Origin of the sequence: Acinetobacter sp. ANC 4805, from assembly GCF_022549495.1 — a bacterium.
GTDB lineage: Bacteria > Pseudomonadota > Gammaproteobacteria > Pseudomonadales > Moraxellaceae > Acinetobacter.
The window spans coordinates 70,432-87,962 of record NZ_JAKZGD010000005.1; the positions used below are offsets into that span (position 1 = coordinate 70,432).

19 protein-coding genes and 1 riboswitch are annotated in these 17,531 nt (G+C 39.2%); of the genes, 12 read left to right on the forward strand and 7 right to left on the reverse strand.

The genetic code is table 11. The features are described from left to right. Positions 1 to 14: 14 nt before the first annotated feature. The 5 genes from gluQRS to thiC all read right to left on the reverse strand — a co-directional run bounded on the left by gluQRS (position 15) and on the right by thiC (position 5,150). Complete coding sequence (gene gluQRS, locus MMP60_RS08180; protein ID WP_241335804.1) at positions 15 to 878, reverse strand: tRNA glutamyl-Q(34) synthetase GluQRS; 864 nt, start codon at positions 876 to 878, stop codon at positions 15 to 17. A 129-nt stretch (positions 879 to 1,007) separates the two neighbouring features. Beyond that, positions 1,008 to 1,541 carry an RNA polymerase-binding protein DksA gene (gene dksA, locus MMP60_RS08185; protein WP_241335805.1) on the reverse strand — a complete coding sequence of 178 codons (534 nt, stop codon included), beginning with the start codon at positions 1,539 to 1,541 and terminating at the stop codon, positions 1,008 to 1,010. A 189-nt stretch (positions 1,542 to 1,730) separates the two neighbouring features. Continuing rightward, positions 1,731 to 2,546 (reverse strand): 3',5'-cyclic-AMP phosphodiesterase, encoded by an 816-nt coding sequence (gene cpdA / locus MMP60_RS08190; protein ID WP_241335806.1) that lies wholly within the window; start codon positions 2,544 to 2,546, stop codon positions 1,731 to 1,733. A 21-nt stretch (positions 2,547 to 2,567) separates the two neighbouring features. Next, positions 2,568 to 3,179 carry an NUDIX domain-containing protein gene (locus MMP60_RS08195; protein ID WP_241335807.1) on the reverse strand — a complete coding sequence of 204 codons (612 nt, stop codon included), beginning with the start codon at positions 3,177 to 3,179 and terminating at the stop codon, positions 2,568 to 2,570. Between the two features lie 75 nt (positions 3,180 to 3,254). Next, the gene (gene thiC, locus MMP60_RS08200; protein WP_241335808.1) at positions 3,255 to 5,150 is read right to left on the reverse strand and encodes a phosphomethylpyrimidine synthase ThiC; all 1,896 of its coding nucleotides are present in this window, start codon (positions 5,148 to 5,150) and stop codon (positions 3,255 to 3,257) included. An 84-nt stretch (positions 5,151 to 5,234) separates the two neighbouring features. Beyond that, a riboswitch (TPP riboswitch) is annotated at positions 5,235 to 5,357 on the reverse strand. 147 nt (positions 5,358 to 5,504) lie between these two features. Between thiC and phoU the strand changes: the two genes are divergently transcribed. Together phoU and MMP60_RS08210 are read left to right on the forward strand one after the other, a co-directional pair. Then, complete coding sequence (gene phoU / locus MMP60_RS08205; RefSeq protein ID WP_241335809.1) at positions 5,505 to 6,227, forward strand: phosphate signaling complex protein PhoU; 723 nt, start codon at positions 5,505 to 5,507, stop codon at positions 6,225 to 6,227. A 185-nt stretch (positions 6,228 to 6,412) separates the two neighbouring features. Continuing rightward, the gene (locus MMP60_RS08210; RefSeq protein WP_241335810.1) at positions 6,413 to 6,781 is read left to right on the forward strand and encodes a DUF2185 domain-containing protein; all 369 of its coding nucleotides are present in this window, start codon (positions 6,413 to 6,415) and stop codon (positions 6,779 to 6,781) included. A gap of 284 nt (positions 6,782 to 7,065) precedes the next feature. Here MMP60_RS08210 and MMP60_RS08215 read toward each other — a convergent pair whose 3' ends face one another. Both MMP60_RS08215 and argH read right to left on the reverse strand, forming a co-directional pair. Further along, positions 7,066 to 7,338, reverse strand: a complete 273-nt coding sequence (locus MMP60_RS08215; protein ID WP_005154766.1) for an oxidative damage protection protein — start codon at positions 7,336 to 7,338, stop codon at positions 7,066 to 7,068. A 49-nt stretch (positions 7,339 to 7,387) separates the two neighbouring features. Then, a complete protein-coding gene (gene argH, locus MMP60_RS08220) occupies positions 7,388 to 8,818 on the reverse strand; it encodes an argininosuccinate lyase (protein WP_241335811.1) in 1,431 nt (476 codons plus the stop codon). Between argH and MMP60_RS08225 the strand changes: the two genes are divergently transcribed. The 10 genes from MMP60_RS08225 to MMP60_RS08270 all read left to right on the forward strand — a co-directional run bounded on the left by MMP60_RS08225 (position 8,809) and on the right by MMP60_RS08270 (position 17,518). Then, entirely contained in the window at positions 8,809 to 9,951 is a 1,143-nt protein-coding gene (locus MMP60_RS08225; protein ID WP_241335812.1) for a histidine kinase, read from the forward strand. The genes argH and MMP60_RS08225 overlap by 10 nt on opposite strands. A 57-nt stretch (positions 9,952 to 10,008) precedes the next feature. After that, positions 10,009 to 10,749 carry a LytTR family DNA-binding domain-containing protein gene (locus MMP60_RS08230; protein ID WP_241335813.1) on the forward strand — a complete coding sequence of 247 codons (741 nt, stop codon included), beginning with the start codon at positions 10,009 to 10,011 and terminating at the stop codon, positions 10,747 to 10,749. Positions 10,750 to 10,859: 110 nt separating this feature from the next. Further along, positions 10,860 to 11,780 (forward strand): hydroxymethylbilane synthase, encoded by a 921-nt coding sequence (gene hemC, locus MMP60_RS08235; RefSeq protein ID WP_241335814.1) that lies wholly within the window; start codon positions 10,860 to 10,862, stop codon positions 11,778 to 11,780. Continuing rightward, complete coding sequence (locus tag MMP60_RS08240) at positions 11,780 to 12,556, forward strand: uroporphyrinogen-III synthase (protein ID WP_241335815.1); 777 nt, start codon at positions 11,780 to 11,782, stop codon at positions 12,554 to 12,556. Before hemC ends, MMP60_RS08240 begins: the two co-directional genes overlap by 1 nt. Continuing rightward, positions 12,553 to 13,383 carry a hypothetical protein gene (locus MMP60_RS08245; RefSeq protein WP_241335816.1) on the forward strand — a complete coding sequence of 277 codons (831 nt, stop codon included), beginning with the start codon at positions 12,553 to 12,555 and terminating at the stop codon, positions 13,381 to 13,383. Before MMP60_RS08240 ends, MMP60_RS08245 begins: the two co-directional genes overlap by 4 nt. A 7-nt stretch (positions 13,384 to 13,390) precedes the next feature. Then, positions 13,391 to 14,584, forward strand: coding sequence for a heme biosynthesis protein HemY (locus MMP60_RS08250; protein ID WP_241335817.1), 1,194 nt, complete (start codon positions 13,391 to 13,393; stop codon positions 14,582 to 14,584). A 7-nt stretch (positions 14,585 to 14,591) separates the two neighbouring features. Then, positions 14,592 to 15,029 carry a thioesterase family protein gene (locus tag MMP60_RS08255; protein WP_241335818.1) on the forward strand — a complete coding sequence of 146 codons (438 nt, stop codon included), beginning with the start codon at positions 14,592 to 14,594 and terminating at the stop codon, positions 15,027 to 15,029. Between the two features lie 401 nt (positions 15,030 to 15,430). Continuing rightward, a complete protein-coding gene (locus MMP60_RS08260) occupies positions 15,431 to 15,757 on the forward strand; it encodes an H-NS histone family protein (RefSeq protein WP_018679168.1) in 327 nt (108 codons plus the stop codon). Between the two features lie 178 nt (positions 15,758 to 15,935). Continuing rightward, positions 15,936 to 16,679, forward strand: a complete 744-nt coding sequence (gene gspN, locus MMP60_RS08265; protein WP_241335978.1) for a type II secretion system protein N — start codon at positions 15,936 to 15,938, stop codon at positions 16,677 to 16,679. Continuing rightward, positions 16,679 to 17,518, forward strand: a complete 840-nt coding sequence (locus MMP60_RS08270; RefSeq protein ID WP_241335819.1) for a type II secretion system protein N — start codon at positions 16,679 to 16,681, stop codon at positions 17,516 to 17,518. The genes gspN and MMP60_RS08270 overlap by 1 nt, the downstream gene beginning before the upstream one ends. Positions 17,519 to 17,531 lie beyond the last annotated feature (13 nt).

The following is a 17,531-nucleotide window of genomic DNA, read 5'->3' on the forward strand; positions in this document are numbered from 1 at the left end:
GGCTTTTTTATGGCTTATAAGAAAGTACCCGTGAGATGGATGCCTCTAGGAATTAAATTGATATCCCATTGTTGAACAGCTTGTTGCAGCATGATACGTGGCTGGTCTAGTTCAACCAAAGGTTGCCCTAAAGCTAAAATGGCTTGCTGTAATAGGTTTGATGCTTTGCTGATATCTAGTGCTTGTGCCAGATTTTGTTTAGACAGTTTTTGCCCTTGATCATTCATTGCAAGCGGTAAATGCATATAGCTGAGACTAGGATAATTGAGTAAAGAACCCAACCAGATTTGTCGAGCGGTGTTATCTAATAGATCTGCACCACGTACCACATGAGTAATGCCTTGTAGATCGTCATCTACGACCACAGCCAATTGATAGCTCATAATGCCATCACGGCGCTTGAGCACAAAATCACCTAGATCATGTTTTAAGTTGGAACATTGCTGACCTTGTAAACGATCCTCAAAACAAATCAATTGATCAGCGACTTTCAGGCGAATGGCTTGATCATTGAAGTCCAGATGTAAATCGCGGCAAGTACCAACATAGATATGATTTGAACCGAGCATTTTACGGGTACATTGACAGGCATAGATCACATCTAAGTGTTTTAACTGCTCAAGGACTTGTGCATAAATATCTAAACGATCTTTTTGGCAAATAATTTCTGCATCGGGTTCAAACTGAAAGGCATCAATACAAGATCGGATATGGTTTTCACTATTGGGATAGATACGAGGAATATCGGTATCTTCAATTCGAACTAGCCATTTGCCGTGGTTGGCTTTGGCATCACAGTAACTTGCGACTGCGGTGAGTAGGGAGCCAAAATGCAATGGGCCAGTTGGAGAGGGGGCAAATCGTCCGATGTAGGGCATAAAGATTTTATGGTTGTGTATTTTAATCTTTCTCCAGCCCCTCCTTATCAAGGAGGGGAATACCCGAATATCGTAAGTCTTTCAATTCGTAGTACTCCTCCCTTTTCAAAGGGAGGTTGGGAGGGATTCTTAACCGTTATTTTGCTTTTCTTTGATTTCAGCCAAAGTTTTGCAATCGATACATAAAGTCGCTGTTGGACGTGCTTCTAAACGGCGCAAGCCAATTTCGATACCACATGTTTCACAGAAACCGTAATCTTCGTTTTGAATTGTTTCAAGTGATTGTTCGATTTTGCGAATGAGTTTGCGTTCACGGTCACGTGTGCGTAATTCAATCGCAAACTCTTCCTCTTGCGTTGCTCGGTCGTTGACATCAGGAAGTGCGCTTGATTCATCTTGCATTGTATTCAATGTACGATCAACCTCAGACATTAACTCAGCTTTCCATGCATTCAAAATTTGGCGGAAATGCTCAAGTTGTCCTTCAGACATATATTCTTCATTTTTCTTTGGCTGATAAGGCGCAATTCCAAACAAGCTAGCAGTTGTACCACTTTCTGAAGCCTTTGGTTTAGTTTTACGTACGCGTTTCACAGCTGACTTTTGATCGTCGATCACTTCTGTGTGTTCGTCCAAGACTTGATTTTGGTTGTCATTCGCCATATAGGGCATTCCTCATCTTACACGTACTATCTATACGCAAAAAATATGGTGATATGCAAGTGTTTTTATAGAAACCTAAGATGGTTTTTTCCATCAAGGGTCGACATCATATAGAGTTTTTGAGCAAGATGGTAGTCATTCCTGTCCAGATTTTGTGAGAAATCAACAATGTGATTTGTAATCAAAAGTTTAATCATATCCCAAAACTTCAGAGCTACTTGTTCTTTGTGAGGTTGGGAGTCGATAGACTTTTGTTTCAAACTCGCCGTTTGCTTTTAAGCAAATATAGCGATAACCAGGGTGTTCTTCGTCAAGCGCAAATTTTTCACTCTGAGGCTTAAACTGAATACATGTTGATGGTGTTGATAAGAACATAATGTTTTGCCAAGTATTCACAGAATCCTGATGAACATGACCACAGAGAATTGCTTTGATGTTTGAAAAGGGTTGAATCGTTTCTAATAAATCAGACGAGTTTTTTAGTTTGTGCTGATCAATCCATGTCGATTGCATCGCAAATGGATGGTGATGACAAGCAATGATGATATGGCGATCATGATATTGTTTTAATAAATCAGTTAATTGCTCAAGACCAACAGCGGCAATCTTTCCATCAATTCGTTTAGGTTGTGCACTATTGAGTAAAATAATACACCAGTCACCTATTTCAACCACGGTAGGTTGATTTGGATCTGATTCATGAAATGGAAAGTATGCGATGTCATCGTGATTGCCTGGTGTTTGAAAAAATGGAATACCTAGGCTTTGCATATGCTCAAGATAGCGATGGTATGTCACAGGCGTTGGGCTTTGTGCCAAGTCACCCGTGTGTACGATCATATCAATCTGTGGATGTTGTTGGCGCATCAAGTCAATTACTGCACGAAAGCTTTGCTCAGGTTGCATCCCGACAAATTCTAAATGTGGATACTCTAATAAATGCGTATCTGTAATTTGTATGATCACAAAATCTTTTTGTGATAATGTTGAGACTTGAAAAGCCACCGTCTTACCCCTCCAGATTTATTATCGTTGTTGTATGTGTTGAGTAAGCCATTGTAATGCCATAATTACAGGGGCATTTCTCAAACGCCCATTTTGGAATAACATCGCAAGTTCAGAATAATCAAATAAGTGCAGTTGAATATTTTCACCTTCATCGGGTACGCCAAAGATGCCGCCTTGCATGGGTAATTCGACCTCAGCTGCATATAAATGAAAGAATTCAGCGCATGCACCTGCTGAAGGATAGAAGCTGAACAAATGCTGTAATGTCTCAACCTGACAGCCAGATTCTTCTAAACTTTCTCGGCGAATACAGGTTTCAGGAGACTCATCTCCATCAAGCACACCTGCAATCACTTCAAGTTGCCATGCTGACTCTGGATCATTCAATGCACCTACACGAAACTGTTCAATCAGTGCAAAACGTTGTTGTTGATCATTATAGAGTAAAACGCCAGCAGCCTCTGGGCGATGTATCAATTCTCGCTGAATGCGTGGTGAATAATCAGATCGATTAAATAGTCGATGTGAAAGACTCACTTTCTCAACTTGAATGAATCCCCGAAATAAAAATTCTCGAGATTCTATCGTAACGTCTGATGCTGAATAGCTGGCGCGGTCAAGAATATTCATCTTCAATCAGGATGAGATTGTACATATCTCATCCTAACCGAGAATGATGGATGGTCAAATCTTTTTTTAGTCGATTTACAGTTTGTGGTACAATTTTTGACCATGTTCCTGATAAGCGGTTTTCATCGCATTGAGACCTGCTTCAACATCTGTTTCAGCATCATTTGATTGCTTGGCATTGTGTTGGTTTTGGGCATAATCTCGCACATTCTGGGTGATTTTCATCGAACAGAATTTTGGTCCACACATTGAGCAAAAGTGTGCTGATTTGTGCGCATCTTTTGGAAGCGTTTCATCATGCATACTGCGTGCTGTGTCAGGGTCTAGACTTAAATTGAACTGATCATCCCAACGGAATTCAAAGCGTGCTTTCGATAAGGCATTATCTCGAACTTGTGCCCCTGGATGACCTTTGGCTAAGTCGGCTGCATGGGCTGCAATTTTATAAGTGATGATGCCGTCTTTTACATCTTTTTTGTTTGGTAGACCTAAGTGTTCTTTTGGTGTGACATAGCAAAGCATTGCTGTGCCGTACCAGCCGATCATTGCAGCGCCAATCGCAGAAGTAATATGGTCATAACCTGGTGCGATGTCGGTAGTTAATGGCCCAAGGGTATAGAAAGGCGCTTCTTTACAGACTTCAAGCTGTAGATCCATATTTTCTTTGATCATATGCATTGGCACATGCCCTGGACCTTCAATCATCACTTGGACATCATGTTCCCACGCACGGTGAGTGAGCTCGCCTAAAGTTTTGAGTTCACTAAATTGCGCTTCATCATTGGCATCTTGAATACAACCTGGACGTAAACCATCGCCTAAACTAAATGATACGTCATAGGCTTTCATGATTTCACAGATTTCATCAAAGTGTGTATACAAGAAATTTTCTTCATGATGAGCTAAACACCACTGCGCCATGATTGAACCGCCACGAGAGACGATTCCTGTTAAGCGGTTTGCGGTCATTGGGACATAGCGTAGTAATACACCTGCATGAATGGTGAAATAGTCAACACCTTGCTCAGCTTGTTCAATCAGTGTGTCCTTGAAGATTTCCCAAGTTAAATTTTCGGCAACGCCATCCACCTTTTCTAAAGCTTGATAAATAGGTACAGTACCGATTGGAACAGGGGAATTACGGATAATCCATTCACGGGTTTCATGGATATTTTTACCTGTTGATAAGTCCATGATAGTGTCAGCGCCCCAACGGGTTGCCCATGTCATTTTAGCGACTTCTTCATCAATTGAAGAACCAAGTGCAGAGTTACCAATATTGGCATTAATTTTAACCAAAAAATTACGACCAATAATCATTGGTTCGATTTCAGGGTGGTTAATATTGGCAGGGATAATAGCGCGTCCAGCAGCAATTTCTTGACGCACAAATTCAGGTGTAATTTCTCTTAGATTTTGCGCACCGAAGTTTTGTCCCGCATGTTGACGCATATCAACACCTTCACCTTGGCGTTGATTCTCACGAATCGCAATATATTCCATTTCAGGTGTAATAATGCCTTGTTTAGCATAATGCATTTGCGTGACATTCTTGCCCGCTTTGGCGCGACGTGGGTTTTGAATGTGCGCAAATCGAATTTCAGCTGTGCGAATATCTTTTAAACGAGCTTGACCGAAATCTGAGCTTAAACTTGATAGTACGTCAGTGTCATTACGTGCTTCAATCCAAGTTTGGCGAACTGAAGGTAAACCTTTATTTAAATCGATTTGTACATTCGGATCAGTATATACGCCAGATGTGTCATAAACCATGACAGGGGGATTATATTCACCGCCTAAGCCTGTCGGCGTTTCCGTTAAACTAATTTCACGAAATGGAACTTGGATATCTGGGCGAGAACCTTCTACATAGACTTTTTTTGATGCGGGCAAAATACGTGTTAAATCTTTGGCATCTTGCTCATGTTGAGCAGAAATATCAGTAGAGGGAAGATTCGTTAATTGGTTCATGACATGATCCTAATATAAAACATTAACGAATCAAGCACGATCAAAAACGATGGCGGATTTATCTCTATGATAAATAGAAGCTAGGTTTTTGCTGGGCTTGATTCCTACGCAGGTGTTAACCTGATCAGGTTCAACGGTACTTATCTTTAAATCTTTTTTGATTAAGATAATCTCAGCAGTTGGTTAACTGCGCTCCGTCAAGCTAGGTGTTTAGACTAACAGATTTTTAACTTTTTTGTTGTCGCTATTAATACTATTCGATAATGCGCAAATACATGCTATTGTCATAAAAGCTTCATCATTATTGTGTTCTAATCATCAATCATTTGTCCATGTGTCTAGTGGAGGCATACTGTGAGTCCAAGCAATCCTGTGTTAAGTCACCATATTTCTTCACAATTTAATGAAGACTTGCAAGATGTACATACTAAATTTATGACCATGGGTGGTTTGGTAGAGCAACAGGTTGCGAATGCAATTCATGCTTTATTAGACACAGATGAAAATTTGGCTATTGATGTGCAATTTAAAGATAACGTTGTTAATCAATATGAACGTGATATTGATGAAGGCTTAACTTTAATTCTAGCGCGTCGTCATCCAGCTGCAATTGATTTACGTATGGTAATCGCCATGAGTAAAGCCAATACCGATTTAGAGCGTATAGGTGATGAAGCATCAAAGATTGCTCGCATTGCCCAAAATTTATGCGAAGAAGGTCAGTCACCACGTGGTTATATGGAAACACGCCATATTGGGAACCAAGTACGAGTAATGATCCACGATGCTCTGGATGCTTTCGCGCGTTTAGATGTTGATCAAGCTTTAAAAGTGGTGATGGCAGATGTAGATATTGATCGTGAATATCAGTCGGCAACACGCACCTTAATGACCTATATGATTGAAGATCCACGCCATATTTCACGTGTGATTAATGTAATGTGGGTGCTGCGTTCTTTAGAGCGAATTGGTGATCATGCCCGTAATATTTCAGAGCAAGTGATTTATATGGCAAAAGGCATGGATGTTCGCCATACCAGTATTGAAGAAATTGAACAAAAAGTGAACCAAAAATAATGGTAAAAATAAAATAATTTTAAACCGCTCGAATATGGGCGGTTTTTTATTGATGGATTAAATGGGGAAAATAAATGAATAAGCACTTTTAGTTAAAACCAGAGCCAATTAAATGTTTGGCAGAAGGATAAGGTGCTTGTTTTACTACGGATAAAATCACAGTTGACGGTAATTTGGTCAGATTTATGTATTGTGAATACCCTGATAATGATGTGGATCGTGTTAATGCCAGTCAGTTAAGCAACTTTAATCCCCCCTTACGAAGCAATGCTTCTCACCTTTTTCAAAGGAGGGAGTGTTTCGAAATTCAATATGGTATTGAATTCAATGGTGTTCCCCCTTTTTTCAAAGAGGGGTTAGGGGAGATTGATCGATCAGCAATAATGAAAGTACGCTTAACTGATCAACATGAGTGGATAGTGTGGCGTTTCCTACCAAGTTTGGAATCTGATGAGTATATGAATAATGCAAATAACATGGTTGTTTATGATGTAAATACTATTGCCCACTGTGATGAATTAATTATTCCATTGCCCTGTAGGCAGCGTCTTTGAGAAGACAATCATACCTAGTGAATTTCAATCTGTTTTTTTATTTTACTGTTGAAGAATAAAAAAATCCCAGACTTAGGGGGAAAGTCTGGGAGAGAAATATCATGCACCGCTTGAGATATCAAATGATCTCTTTGTGTTTCTGTTATTCAATATAGCTTTGTGATAGAGCTTTGTCATGTAGACAACTGTGTATACTCTGTAATGCTTTATTACTTATGTAAATGTCACGTAAAAAGAGAGCTATATTTAGCTCTCTTTTATTCAGTGGCGTTAGCTGAAACGATTTATTTTTGTTCCGTCCAACCTTCTGCTTTTTCAACACTTTCGTCATTGTTGAAGAATTTCTCACGTTGTTCTTCAAGAAATTTTTTTGCATCAGGTTCAAACACGTTCAAACGTTTTTCGTTAATCAATGTGGTTTGGTGTTTTAACCATTCTTGCCATGCTTGTTTTGAAACAGTTTCAAAGAACTCTTGACCTTTTGCCCCTGGAAATGGAGCAAAGTCTAAGCCCTCAAGTTCTTGTTTGTATTTGCGGCAAAGTACTTGTCTAGTCATCACGACATCCAGTAAAAGTCCCTCTTTCATCAAGAGGGATTGAGGGAGATTAATATAGCTGTTCTAGGCGTGTGTGCGCACGTACAATTGCTGCTTCAACTTGTTTTGGTGATGTTCCACCGATGTGATCACGCGCGTTAACAGAAGCTTCTAAGGTGAGGGCTTTGTCAAATACGTCTGCTGTGATCAAATCAGAGAATTGTTGTAGCTGTTCGAGTGTTAGTTCAGATAGATCTTTTTCTTCTGCGACACCTAGTGCAACCGCTTTACCCACAATTTCATGTGCATCACGGAAAGCCACACCTTTTTTCACAAGATAATCTGCAAGGTCAGTTGCAGTTGAAAAACCACGAAGTGCTGCTTCACGCATAATTTCAATATTTGGAACAAGGGCAGGCACCATGTCAGCGAATGCCATGAGTGAACCACGCACTGTATCAATCGCATCAAATAGCGGCTCTTTGTCTTCTTGGTTGTCTTTGTTATATGCCAGTGGTTGACCTTTCATGAGGGTCAATAAGCTGATTAAATCACCAAAAACACGACCTGATTTACCACGAACAAGTTCAGGAACATCTGGATTTTTCTTCTGTGGCATGATTGAAGAGCCAGTACAGAAGCGATCAGGGATGTTCACAAATTTGAATTGTGCTGACGTCCATAAGATGAGCTCTTCTGACATACGTGATAAATGCATCATGATCAAAGATGCTGCTGCATTAAACTCAATGGCAAAATCACGATCTGAAACAGCATCAAGAGAGTTTTCTGAAACAGCTTCGAAACCAAGTAATTCTGCGGTATAAGCACGATCAATAGGATAGGTTGTTCCTGCCAATGCTGCTGAGCCTAATGGCATACGGTTTACACGTTTGCGGCAATCTTGTAAGCGTTCAGTGTCACGTACCAACATTTCAAACCATGCCAACAAGTGATGACCAAAAGTCACAGGTTGAGCTGTTTGTAAATGGGTAAAGCCAGGCATAATGGTGTGGGTATTTTTACTTGCTAGACCCAATAAGCCTTTTTGCAGGCGTAATAATAAACCTAAGATGTCATCAATTTCGTCACGTAGATATAGGCGGATGTCGGTCGCAACTTGGTCATTACGGCTACGACCCGTATGTAATTTTTTACCTGTGATGCCAATCCGTTGAGTCAATCTTGACTCAATATTCATGTGTACATCTTCTAGGTCAATACGCCATTCAAAGTTGCCTGCTTCAATTTCAGCTTTAATCGTACTTAGACCTTGGATAATGTCATCACGTTCAGCTTCAGTCAGAACGCCAACTTTAGCAAGCATAGTTGCATGTGCAATCGAACCTGCAATATCTTGTTTATAAAAACGTTGGTCAAATTGCACAGATGCGGTAAATTCTGCAACAAATGCATCTGTTGCTTCCGCGAAGCGACCGCCCCACATACCAGAGGTTTGGTTAGGGCTTGCTGAAGAAGAGGATTGAGAAGATGTGGTCATGGCAGCTCAGTAAAATAAAAAAGAGTATAGCAAATCCAAACGCAGTTGCTGAAATTCGACGCAAGAAGTTATCGCAAACTCGTCAAATGAATTCATCAGGGTCCTATTTTTTTACGAAAATCGGGCAATGGCAACATTTATTGGAATTAATTGTTGCAAGCAATGTCTTGGCAATGGTCTTGGCACTAGCGGAAGCTCACTCATGGCAAGCATTAGACGGCATTCATGTTTTACAATATATGTTCTTTATCAATTGGGTAATTTTATCTTTTTCCGCTTTTGTTGACTATTTTCAAGAGTTTTTTGCCAAATTTAGTCAGAAAATGGCATTAATTTTAGGTTTTGTTTTACTTCAACTTATTGTTTTACTTACGACTTGTATCGTTAATATAATTCAATATTGGGCGACACGGTCAAATGATTTTTCTCACGATATCCTATTTCAAGGTGTGAGTTTGCATTTGAGTTATGGCATATTGTTGGGTGCGTTCTGTTTGCGTTATTTATATATGCGTGAGCAATGGATGAATCAGCAATACAGTGAGTTGAATGCACGTATCCAAGCCATGCAGGCACGGATTCATCCTCATTTTCTATTTAATAGCTTAAATAGTGTGGTGAGTTTGATTGCGATTGATCCTGATAAAGCTGAAAATATGTTGATTAGTCTGTCACGTTTATTTCGTGCTAGTTTTCAAGAGCTGAAGTTGGTTAATTTGGCTGAAGAAATTGATTTATGTCAGCAATATTTAAGTATAGAAAAGATGCGCTTAGGTGAGCGTTTACAGGTAGAATGGAACATACAAGCAACACCTATAGAATTAAAACGGGTCACAATACCACTATTAACATTGCAACCTTTGTTAGAGAATAGTATTTTTCATGGGGTAGAAAAAGTTTTGCAACCCTCAACCATCAGTGTATTGGTTGAAATATTGCAAAATCAGGTCAGTATAGTCATTACTAACCCTTATTCTCACGATACAATAAAATCGGCGCAAGGGAATGGTATTGCGATAGAAAATGTGAAGCAACGCCTAAAGGCTCATTATGGTCAGACCGTGAAGTTTCAGGTTTATGGAGGAGCATCGTTATATACAACAGTGGTGAGTTACCACTATCGAGTAAAATAATAAGTTAAGTTAACCATAAAAATGATGGATGAAGTTAACGGTGACAAGGAGGAGAGGATGAAAGTTCTGATTGCTGATGATGAACCTCTCGCAGTAGAGCGTTTGTCACGTTTAGTGACCCAAATGGGGCATGAAGTGATTGCGACGGCGCATCATGGGCAAGATGTGTTAAACCATATTGAAAACGATTCGCCCGATGTCGTTTTATTAGATATTCAAATGCCAGGGATGAATGGTTTGGAATGTGCTGAGCAGATTAGCCATTTTAATCCGCGTCCTGCAATTATTTTTTGTACGGCATATGATCAACATGCACTGGAAGCATTTAAATTTCAAGCACAGGGATATTTGCTTAAGCCTATTGCACAACAAGATTTACAACAGGTGTTCAATAGTCTAACGCAACTTACACAAGCACAAATGACTGGTTTACAACAACAAGACGATATGTACGATACGAAGACTCAACGCCATCAGATTGCTGCGAAGACTTATCGCGGGGTCGAACTGATTCCTATAGAGAACATTTATTATTTTCTAGCAGATCAGAAATATGTCACTGTTCGACACAAAAATGGCAGTGTTCTGATTGATGAAACATTGAAAGATTTGGAGTCTGAATTCTCGGATCGCTTTATTCGAATCCATCGTAATGCATTAGTTTCTCTTGATTATTTGGAAGGGCTTGAGTTAATTGCGGCGGGACAGTACCAAGTACGATTACGTGAACTTGATGAACGTTTATCTGTGAGTCGCCGTCATTTGCCAAGTTTAAGAGAATGTATGCATCAATTATAAATGCCGTATTTTAGTGAGATGAATGCTCACTTTATGATTTTTTACTTGCAATTTTAGGTGATCAAGTTAAGTTTGGAACAATTGCTTTGATCAATACTTAACTTGAATTTATGAAAACCTTAAAAATTGCGACTCGACAAAGCCCTTTGGCCCTTTGGCAAGCGGAGCATATTCGCGCTCGCTTAAATGCGCTTTATCCAGATTTAACGGTTGAATTGGTGAAGTTTGTGACCCAAGGTGACAAAATTCTCGATACGCCATTAGCAAAGATTGGTGGCAAAGGCTTATTTGTAAAAGAATTAGAAGCAGCTTTGTTAGATGGTCGTGCTGATCTGGCGGTGCATTCTATGAAAGATGTACCTATGCACTTACCTGAAGGTTTAACACTTGCGGTGATTTGTGAGCGTGAAGATCCTTTAGATGCATTTGTTTCGAATCATTATATGCATTTTGATGAGCTACCTCTTGGTGCAAAAGTAGGGACATCAAGTTTGCGTCGTAAATGTCAGATTTTACAATTACGTCCAGATTTAGAAATTGTAGATTTACGCGGTAATGTTGGAACTCGCTTATCTAAATTAGATGATGGTTTATATGATGCCATTATTTTAGCAAGTGCAGGTTTAAAACGTTTAGGTCTAGCGGATCGTATTCGTCATTGTTTAGCACCAATCATGAGTTTGCCTGCGGTAGGGCAAGGGGCGTTAGGGTTGGAGTGTCGTTCAGATGATGCTGAACTATTAAAGTTAATTACCCCACTTCAACATGAAGAAACATCAATTTGTGTTCGTGCTGAACGCGCATTTAATGCCTATTTGGAAGGTGGTTGCCAAGTTCCTATTGCTGGATATGCAACGTTGCTGAATGATGATCAACTACAGATTGAAGGGCGAGTGGGGAGCGTAGATGGTCAGACGTTGCTTAAAGAGCGGCTTGTTGGTGAGATAGCAAATGCTGAGCAATTGGGTGAACAACTTGCGCAACGTTTATTGGCGCAAGGCGCTGGTGAACTTTTAAAAGCGTTGCATTGATGCTTTTTATTAATACCCGCCCCGAAGATCGTGCTTCTACCTTAACGCAAGCGTTACAAGAAGTGGGTTATCAGGTTGAGACCTTGCCATTATTGGAATTGGTCGCTGAACCTTTTTTGGAATCTTTACAGCAGTTATATCAACAACTTGAGCAGGTTCAAGTCATCGTTGTTGTCAGTCCGACTGCTGTTGAAGTGGGTATGCGTTATCTACAACAAGCGGGTATTTCATTGGATCAGCTTAAACATGTTCAATGGATTGCTGTGGGGCAGGCGACCGCTCAAGCCTTAGCAAAGTTGAGTGTTGTAAGCCATGTGCCTGAAGTTGAAAGTTCGGAAGGGATGTTGGATCTTCCGATTTTAAAACAGCAGCAACACTTAAAGAAAATCGCATTTTGGCGTGGTTTTGGGGGGCGACAATTCATGATGCAGCAATTGCAGCATCAGGGGGTCGAAATCTTGAATTTTCTGCTCTATTCTCGCCAGTGTCCAAAACAGAGTGCGATTATATTTCCTGAAATATTAAAAAAAATAAGCTTAAACCATCCAGCCGCAGTGTTGATCAGTAGTGAGGCGAGCTGGAATCATTGGCAGCAACTTCGTGCTCAAAGTGAGGTGGATTCTGAATGTGTATATCTCGTTTTGGGTGGGCGGTTGGCGCAAATATTAAAAAATGCACAGATGCAAACAAGTAAAGTAATTAACATTATTCAGCTTGATAATTTATCTGTATCAGAGATTATTCAATGTGTGGATGCTTGGCAAGGAAAGGTATGAGAAAAATTGTTTATTTGATCTTATTGCTGAGTTTATTGTGGTTAGCCAAACTCAGTTATGATGTTGCACAATATTCTCAAATCGTTCCTCAACTTCAGCAACAGCTTGCCAAAACAGAGCAACGTTATACCTTATTGAATGATCAATTTGTCGCAGTACAGCGCCAATTAAAGGATGGCACTATTGCTGATGCTTCAGAATCGAAAACAAGCCCACCAACAATTGTTACAGGTATAGCGCCTGTTATTTTAATTAAACAGCAATTACAGCTGGTTCAGTTTTCATTGGATCAACAGCAATTTATTTATGCACTTGATCATTTGAATCAAGTACAGCAGCAACTTGCTCAATATACAGTATCGCCTGCGCTAGAGCATAGTTTGATGAAAGCGATTGAACAAGATAAGCATGCGATTCAGCATTATGTGCTTGTTCAAACACAGCAACAGCAACAACTCGATACTTTATTGCAACAGCTTGATCAGAAGCTTATACAAGAAATTAAAACCCCAAATCTTAAAACTCAAAAAGCAGAAAGTAATGCATGGTGGCATTGGTTTAGACTGGAAAAAATTCAGCCGATGCAGCCAGATTTAATCAATCGTCATCTTATTTTAAAAGAAGCGCAATTACGATTGCTCCTTGCCTCACAAGCATTGCATCAAGGTCAGGTTTCGGAATATCGAAAATCGATTCAAGAGGTGATGCAGTTATTGACACAGTTACCTGATCAAAATAGTCAGGCGATCAAGCAGCGTCTAGAAAAGATTTTAAATCTTCCTGTTGTACCAACACCGAAATTAACCACACTGGGTCTGTTGGGATAATGAAGTTATGAAACAACTCGTATTGGTTTATTTGTTACTCAGTTTATTATTTTTCGCATTGTTTGCCATGTTGAGCTATGGCTATGGCAATGGTTATGTTTACATCTATTGGAGAGACTGGCAGTTTCAAAGTAGTTTGTGGGGGTTAATCGCACTCTTTATTGTGATTAGTTTATTTGCACAACTGTTGTGGTTCTCTAGTCGACGCTATTTTGCGCGTGAGCAACGTAAAAAAGAAACGGTTTTTCAATTCCAAGACCTACATCCTTATGAGCAACTCGGTATTGTTTGGTTGCTTGATGCTGCAAAAGAACAACAAGTATTTATTGAGCGAGTTTTTACTCAATCAGGTTTATTAAGTCATATTGTTGCTGCGCAATTTGACTATAAAAATGGTGATTATGACGTTGCCTTACAGACACTCGAAAAATCAGCTCCGATGGCATTTGAACTCGCAGAGCTACAACGCATTGATATTTTTTTGGAACAACATGAGGCAGAAAAAGCCTTAACACATCTAGAGTTCTTGGCACAACACCAGCTTTCCCCTTGGTTGAGCGAAATTGAAACCGCCTATCAACAGCGTATTACGGTTCTGTGGGGGAAGCTTGCGCTACAGAAACCGTGGTTATTTCTGCAATCCATTCAGCATGGTTTGCTGAGTGCAGAGCATCGGGATCTCTGGTTACAGCAGTTATTAATACATTTTGATCAAGCTTCGGTCGATGATTTGGCTGCTCTACAGCAACGCTATATCGCATTGCAAAGTGAAATACAAACACGCCCTTATAGCAGTAAGGTACTGTGGCTGAAATTATTGGCTCGTATGCCTGAAATGAGTCTGCAACACGAAGATTTAGCACTACATTTACTTCAAGAACATTTTGATCCAGAAGTATTTTATTTGTGGTTTCAGCAGCAATTGTTAAAGCAAATTCCAGATTATGCCTACGTTGAACAGCGAATTATGCAACTTGAGCAGCGCTATACCAGTGTTCCGATGCTGACTTTTGCGAAGTGGCATGTTTATGTGGCTACTTTACGTTCAGATGAGGCTGGGCAGCTATTAACTCTATATCCAGATAATATTTTGATGAGTTATTTGCGGATTAAATCGACGCTTGGAGATAATCCTGATTTAATCAGACAGTTGAATTTAATATTTGAAAATGATGTTAATTTTCTTAACTTTAAGATATGAGTGAAATATGAAAGAACTGTCTGTCTATCCTGTTATTCATCAGCAAACTGTTGCTTGGGGAGATATGGATGCTTTTGGGCATGTAAATAATGTGCAGTATTACCGATATATTGAAAGCGCGCGAATTGCTTATTTAATGGCATTAAATATATTTGATCAAGATATACTGACTGTGGTCGCTTCTAGCCAATGTAAATATTTAAGTCCAGTATTCTATCCTGATGTGTTGCATGTTGGTGCGCGGATTGAAGAGTTGCGAAATAGCGCTTTTCGTATGCATTATGTTTTATGGAGTGAGGCACAAAACCAGATGGTTGCTGTAGGTGAAGCGGTGATGGTTTGTGTTGATAAAGTGACATCAAAAAAGCAGACGATTCCAGAATTAGTTCGACTGAATATTATTCAACTTGAACAAAGTGTTGGGCATAATCTAATATTTAAATAATAATTTATTATAAAGACTATTATGTCTATTTTAATTCATTGAATGCTTGGTTTTATATAATTGGCTTTCTTATTTAAGGGTTAACTTCAAAATAAGATAAGCTTTTTATATAAAACTTATTGTCATAAAACCATCAAAAATTAAGAAAAAATTAATATTGATAAGATTTGGTAAGAACTGTTTTTTATAATCGAATTGAAATTAAATAGAGCTTGATTGATCAAATAATGCTGAGGTTTTTTGTTTTATTGTAAATATAAGATGATTTATGGTTATATTGTGATTAAGTTGACTAATTTAATATTGATTATTTAATTGTATATAAATTAATATGGAATTGAATTTTTGAATTCATTTTTTATTTTGAGTGATATATTTCTTTTTGAGTTGGAGTGGTTCTCATGAAACCAGATATTAGTGATTTATCTGTAGAAGATTTAAAACGTTTACAGGTAGAAGCGGAAGCTTTAATTTTAAGTAAAAAAGATCAAGCAATTGAAGATGCTTATAATCAAATTATTGCGATTGCTGAAGCCGTTGGTTTTAGCGTTGAAGAATTATTAGAGTTGGGCGAACAAAAGCGTAAGAAAACTACACGCAAAGCAGTCGAGCCACGCTATCGTAATAAAAACAACACTGAAGAAACTTGGACTGGTCGTGGTAAGCAACCACGTTGGTTAGTTGCTGAATTAGAGAAAGGCGCAAAACTTGAAGATTTCTTAATCTAAGCAAGTTTTAGCAGTCATCGTTTTGTCATACGATGATTTTATGCTTAATCAAAAGCCAAGCTTAAAAAGCTTGGTTTTTTTATATGAGAGAATTGGCGATGTTGAAAAAGTATGCATAATGTCATTGAGGGGCGAGTGTCTCGAAAAGGATGATATTTTGCATGTTGGTAAGGGTGGGATGAAGAAAAAAACCAAGCAATGGAAATGGTGGGTTTTCGCCATTTTTGCATTTTTAATTTTTATTATTTTACAAATTCCAGCAACATGGTTAATTGCGAAATTTTCAAAAGATAATCAAATATTACATAATGTCAGCGGCAACATTTGGCAAGGGCAAGCGGATTGGCAAAAGGGTCAATTACGTGGTTCCGTGCATTGGAAAACTCGTCCTTTAGATTTGCTCTTGTTGAGACTAGGTGCCAACCTTGAGATTCATAGTGGTAATACACAATTCAGTGGTGTAATGGGCTATGGTTTAGGGCAAAAAATTCTGATCAAAGATCTACAAGGTGAAATTTCTCCTGAGACCTTAAAATATTTTGCCAATTGGCAGTGGCCTGAAAATGCTATTCAACTCAAAGATGTGCAATTCAACTATCAAAAAGAAAAAGGATTTACTGCCACAGAAGGGCAATTGCATTGGGGTGGAGGCGAGTTGAATTATACTTTTGGTCAACGTCAAGATCGTATGAATATGCCTTCTTTAATTGCAGAAATGAAAGATGAGAATGGGCAATTACAAATAGATGTTCGTGATCAACGTAGCCAGAAAATGGCAAATCTCAGTTTAGATGCAAATCTAATGCTTGATGTTCAATTGACGCAACGAATGTTACTCAATGTTCCATCTTATCAAGGGAAAGCGGGGCTGGATACGTATGTAATTAGTTCACGTCAACCGTTGTTGCAAGGTGGTTTTTAATGAAAACAATTGCGCAAAAAGTACAACAGTTCCGCTGGCAGCAATTAGATAAGTCGAGTGCGCTCATTCTCGCATTATTGATTTTATGGTTATGTTGGAAACTGGCTTCATTATTTTGGTGGGTAATTGCACCGCCACAACCGATGCAATTTGATCGTGTTGAGTTGGGTTCACAGCAAGCACAAGTTCCTAATATTAGTGCTTTTGCATTGTTCAATGAGCCTGCTGCAACAACAGCACAAGATAATATCAACTTAGAGTTACAAGGTGTGCTGTTAGGTTATCCAAGTTATTTATCTTCTGCTGTGATTAAACTGAATGATACGGCAGAACGCTATCGTGTTGGTGAAACAGTCGGTTCAACTTCTTACCAATTGGCTGAAGTATATTGGGATCATGTGATCTTGAAGCAAGGCAATGGTGCGACCAAAGAAGTCAAATTTAAGGGCTTGGATAATGGTTTGTATCAACCGATTGCACCTGTATTGAACAGCAACAATAATACCCCCCCTCCAGCTGCGGCACCGACTCAGAATTCATCACAATCTGCGTTAGGGCAAGCGATCCAGCAAATGCAGGATAACCGTGAACAGTATTTAAAAAATATGGGGGTGAGTGGTGGTGGTTCAGATGGTTATGAGATCTCAGATCGAACGCCAACGAATCTAAAAAATACCTTGGGTTTGCGGTCTGGTGATCGTATTCTATCGATCAACGGTCAGACAGTCGGGCAAGGACTGAGCGAAGTACAATTATTAGAGCAAGTACGACGTGAAGGACATGCCAAAATAGAAATAAAACGTGGTGATCAAGTGATGACCATACAACAAAGTTTTTAGTGATAACACGTCA

What these genes read in the sequence shown, in the direction of transcription:
- gluQRS (WP_241335804.1), bottom strand. Translation starts at nt 878, where the DNA reads ATGCCCTACATCGGACGATTTGCCCCCTCTCCAACTGGCCCATTGCAT.
- dksA (WP_241335805.1), bottom strand. Translation starts at nt 1,541, where the DNA reads ATGGCGAATGACAACCAAAATCAAGTCTTGGACGAACACACAGAAGTG.
- MMP60_RS08195 (WP_241335807.1), bottom strand. Translation starts at nt 3,179, where the DNA reads ATGAATATTCTTGACCGCGCCAGCTATTCAGCATCAGACGTTACGATA.
- thiC (WP_241335808.1), bottom strand. Translation starts at nt 5,150, where the DNA reads ATGAACCAATTAACGAATCTTCCCTCTACTGATATTTCTGCTCAACAT.
- MMP60_RS08210 (WP_241335810.1), top strand. Translation starts at nt 6,413, where the DNA reads ATGTATTGTGAATACCCTGATAATGATGTGGATCGTGTTAATGCCAGT.
- MMP60_RS08215 (WP_005154766.1), bottom strand. Translation starts at nt 7,338, where the DNA reads ATGACTAGACAAGTACTTTGCCGCAAATACAAACAAGAACTTGAGGGC.
- MMP60_RS08225 (WP_241335812.1), top strand. Translation starts at nt 8,809, where the DNA reads ATGTGGTCATGGCAGCTCAGTAAAATAAAAAAGAGTATAGCAAATCCA.
- argH (WP_241335811.1), bottom strand. Translation starts at nt 8,818, where the DNA reads ATGACCACATCTTCTCAATCCTCTTCTTCAGCAAGCCCTAACCAAACC.
- MMP60_RS08230 (WP_241335813.1), top strand. Translation starts at nt 10,009, where the DNA reads ATGAAAGTTCTGATTGCTGATGATGAACCTCTCGCAGTAGAGCGTTTG.
- hemC (WP_241335814.1), top strand. Translation starts at nt 10,860, where the DNA reads ATGAAAACCTTAAAAATTGCGACTCGACAAAGCCCTTTGGCCCTTTGG.
- MMP60_RS08240 (WP_241335815.1), top strand. Translation starts at nt 11,780, where the DNA reads ATGCTTTTTATTAATACCCGCCCCGAAGATCGTGCTTCTACCTTAACG.
- MMP60_RS08245 (WP_241335816.1), top strand. Translation starts at nt 12,553, where the DNA reads ATGAGAAAAATTGTTTATTTGATCTTATTGCTGAGTTTATTGTGGTTA.
- MMP60_RS08250 (WP_241335817.1), top strand. Translation starts at nt 13,391, where the DNA reads ATGAAACAACTCGTATTGGTTTATTTGTTACTCAGTTTATTATTTTTC.
- MMP60_RS08255 (WP_241335818.1), top strand. Translation starts at nt 14,592, where the DNA reads ATGAAAGAACTGTCTGTCTATCCTGTTATTCATCAGCAAACTGTTGCT.
- MMP60_RS08260 (WP_018679168.1), top strand. Translation starts at nt 15,431, where the DNA reads ATGAAACCAGATATTAGTGATTTATCTGTAGAAGATTTAAAACGTTTA.
- gspN (WP_241335978.1), top strand. Translation starts at nt 15,936, where the DNA reads ATGAAGAAAAAAACCAAGCAATGGAAATGGTGGGTTTTCGCCATTTTT.
- MMP60_RS08270 (WP_241335819.1), top strand. Translation starts at nt 16,679, where the DNA reads ATGAAAACAATTGCGCAAAAAGTACAACAGTTCCGCTGGCAGCAATTA.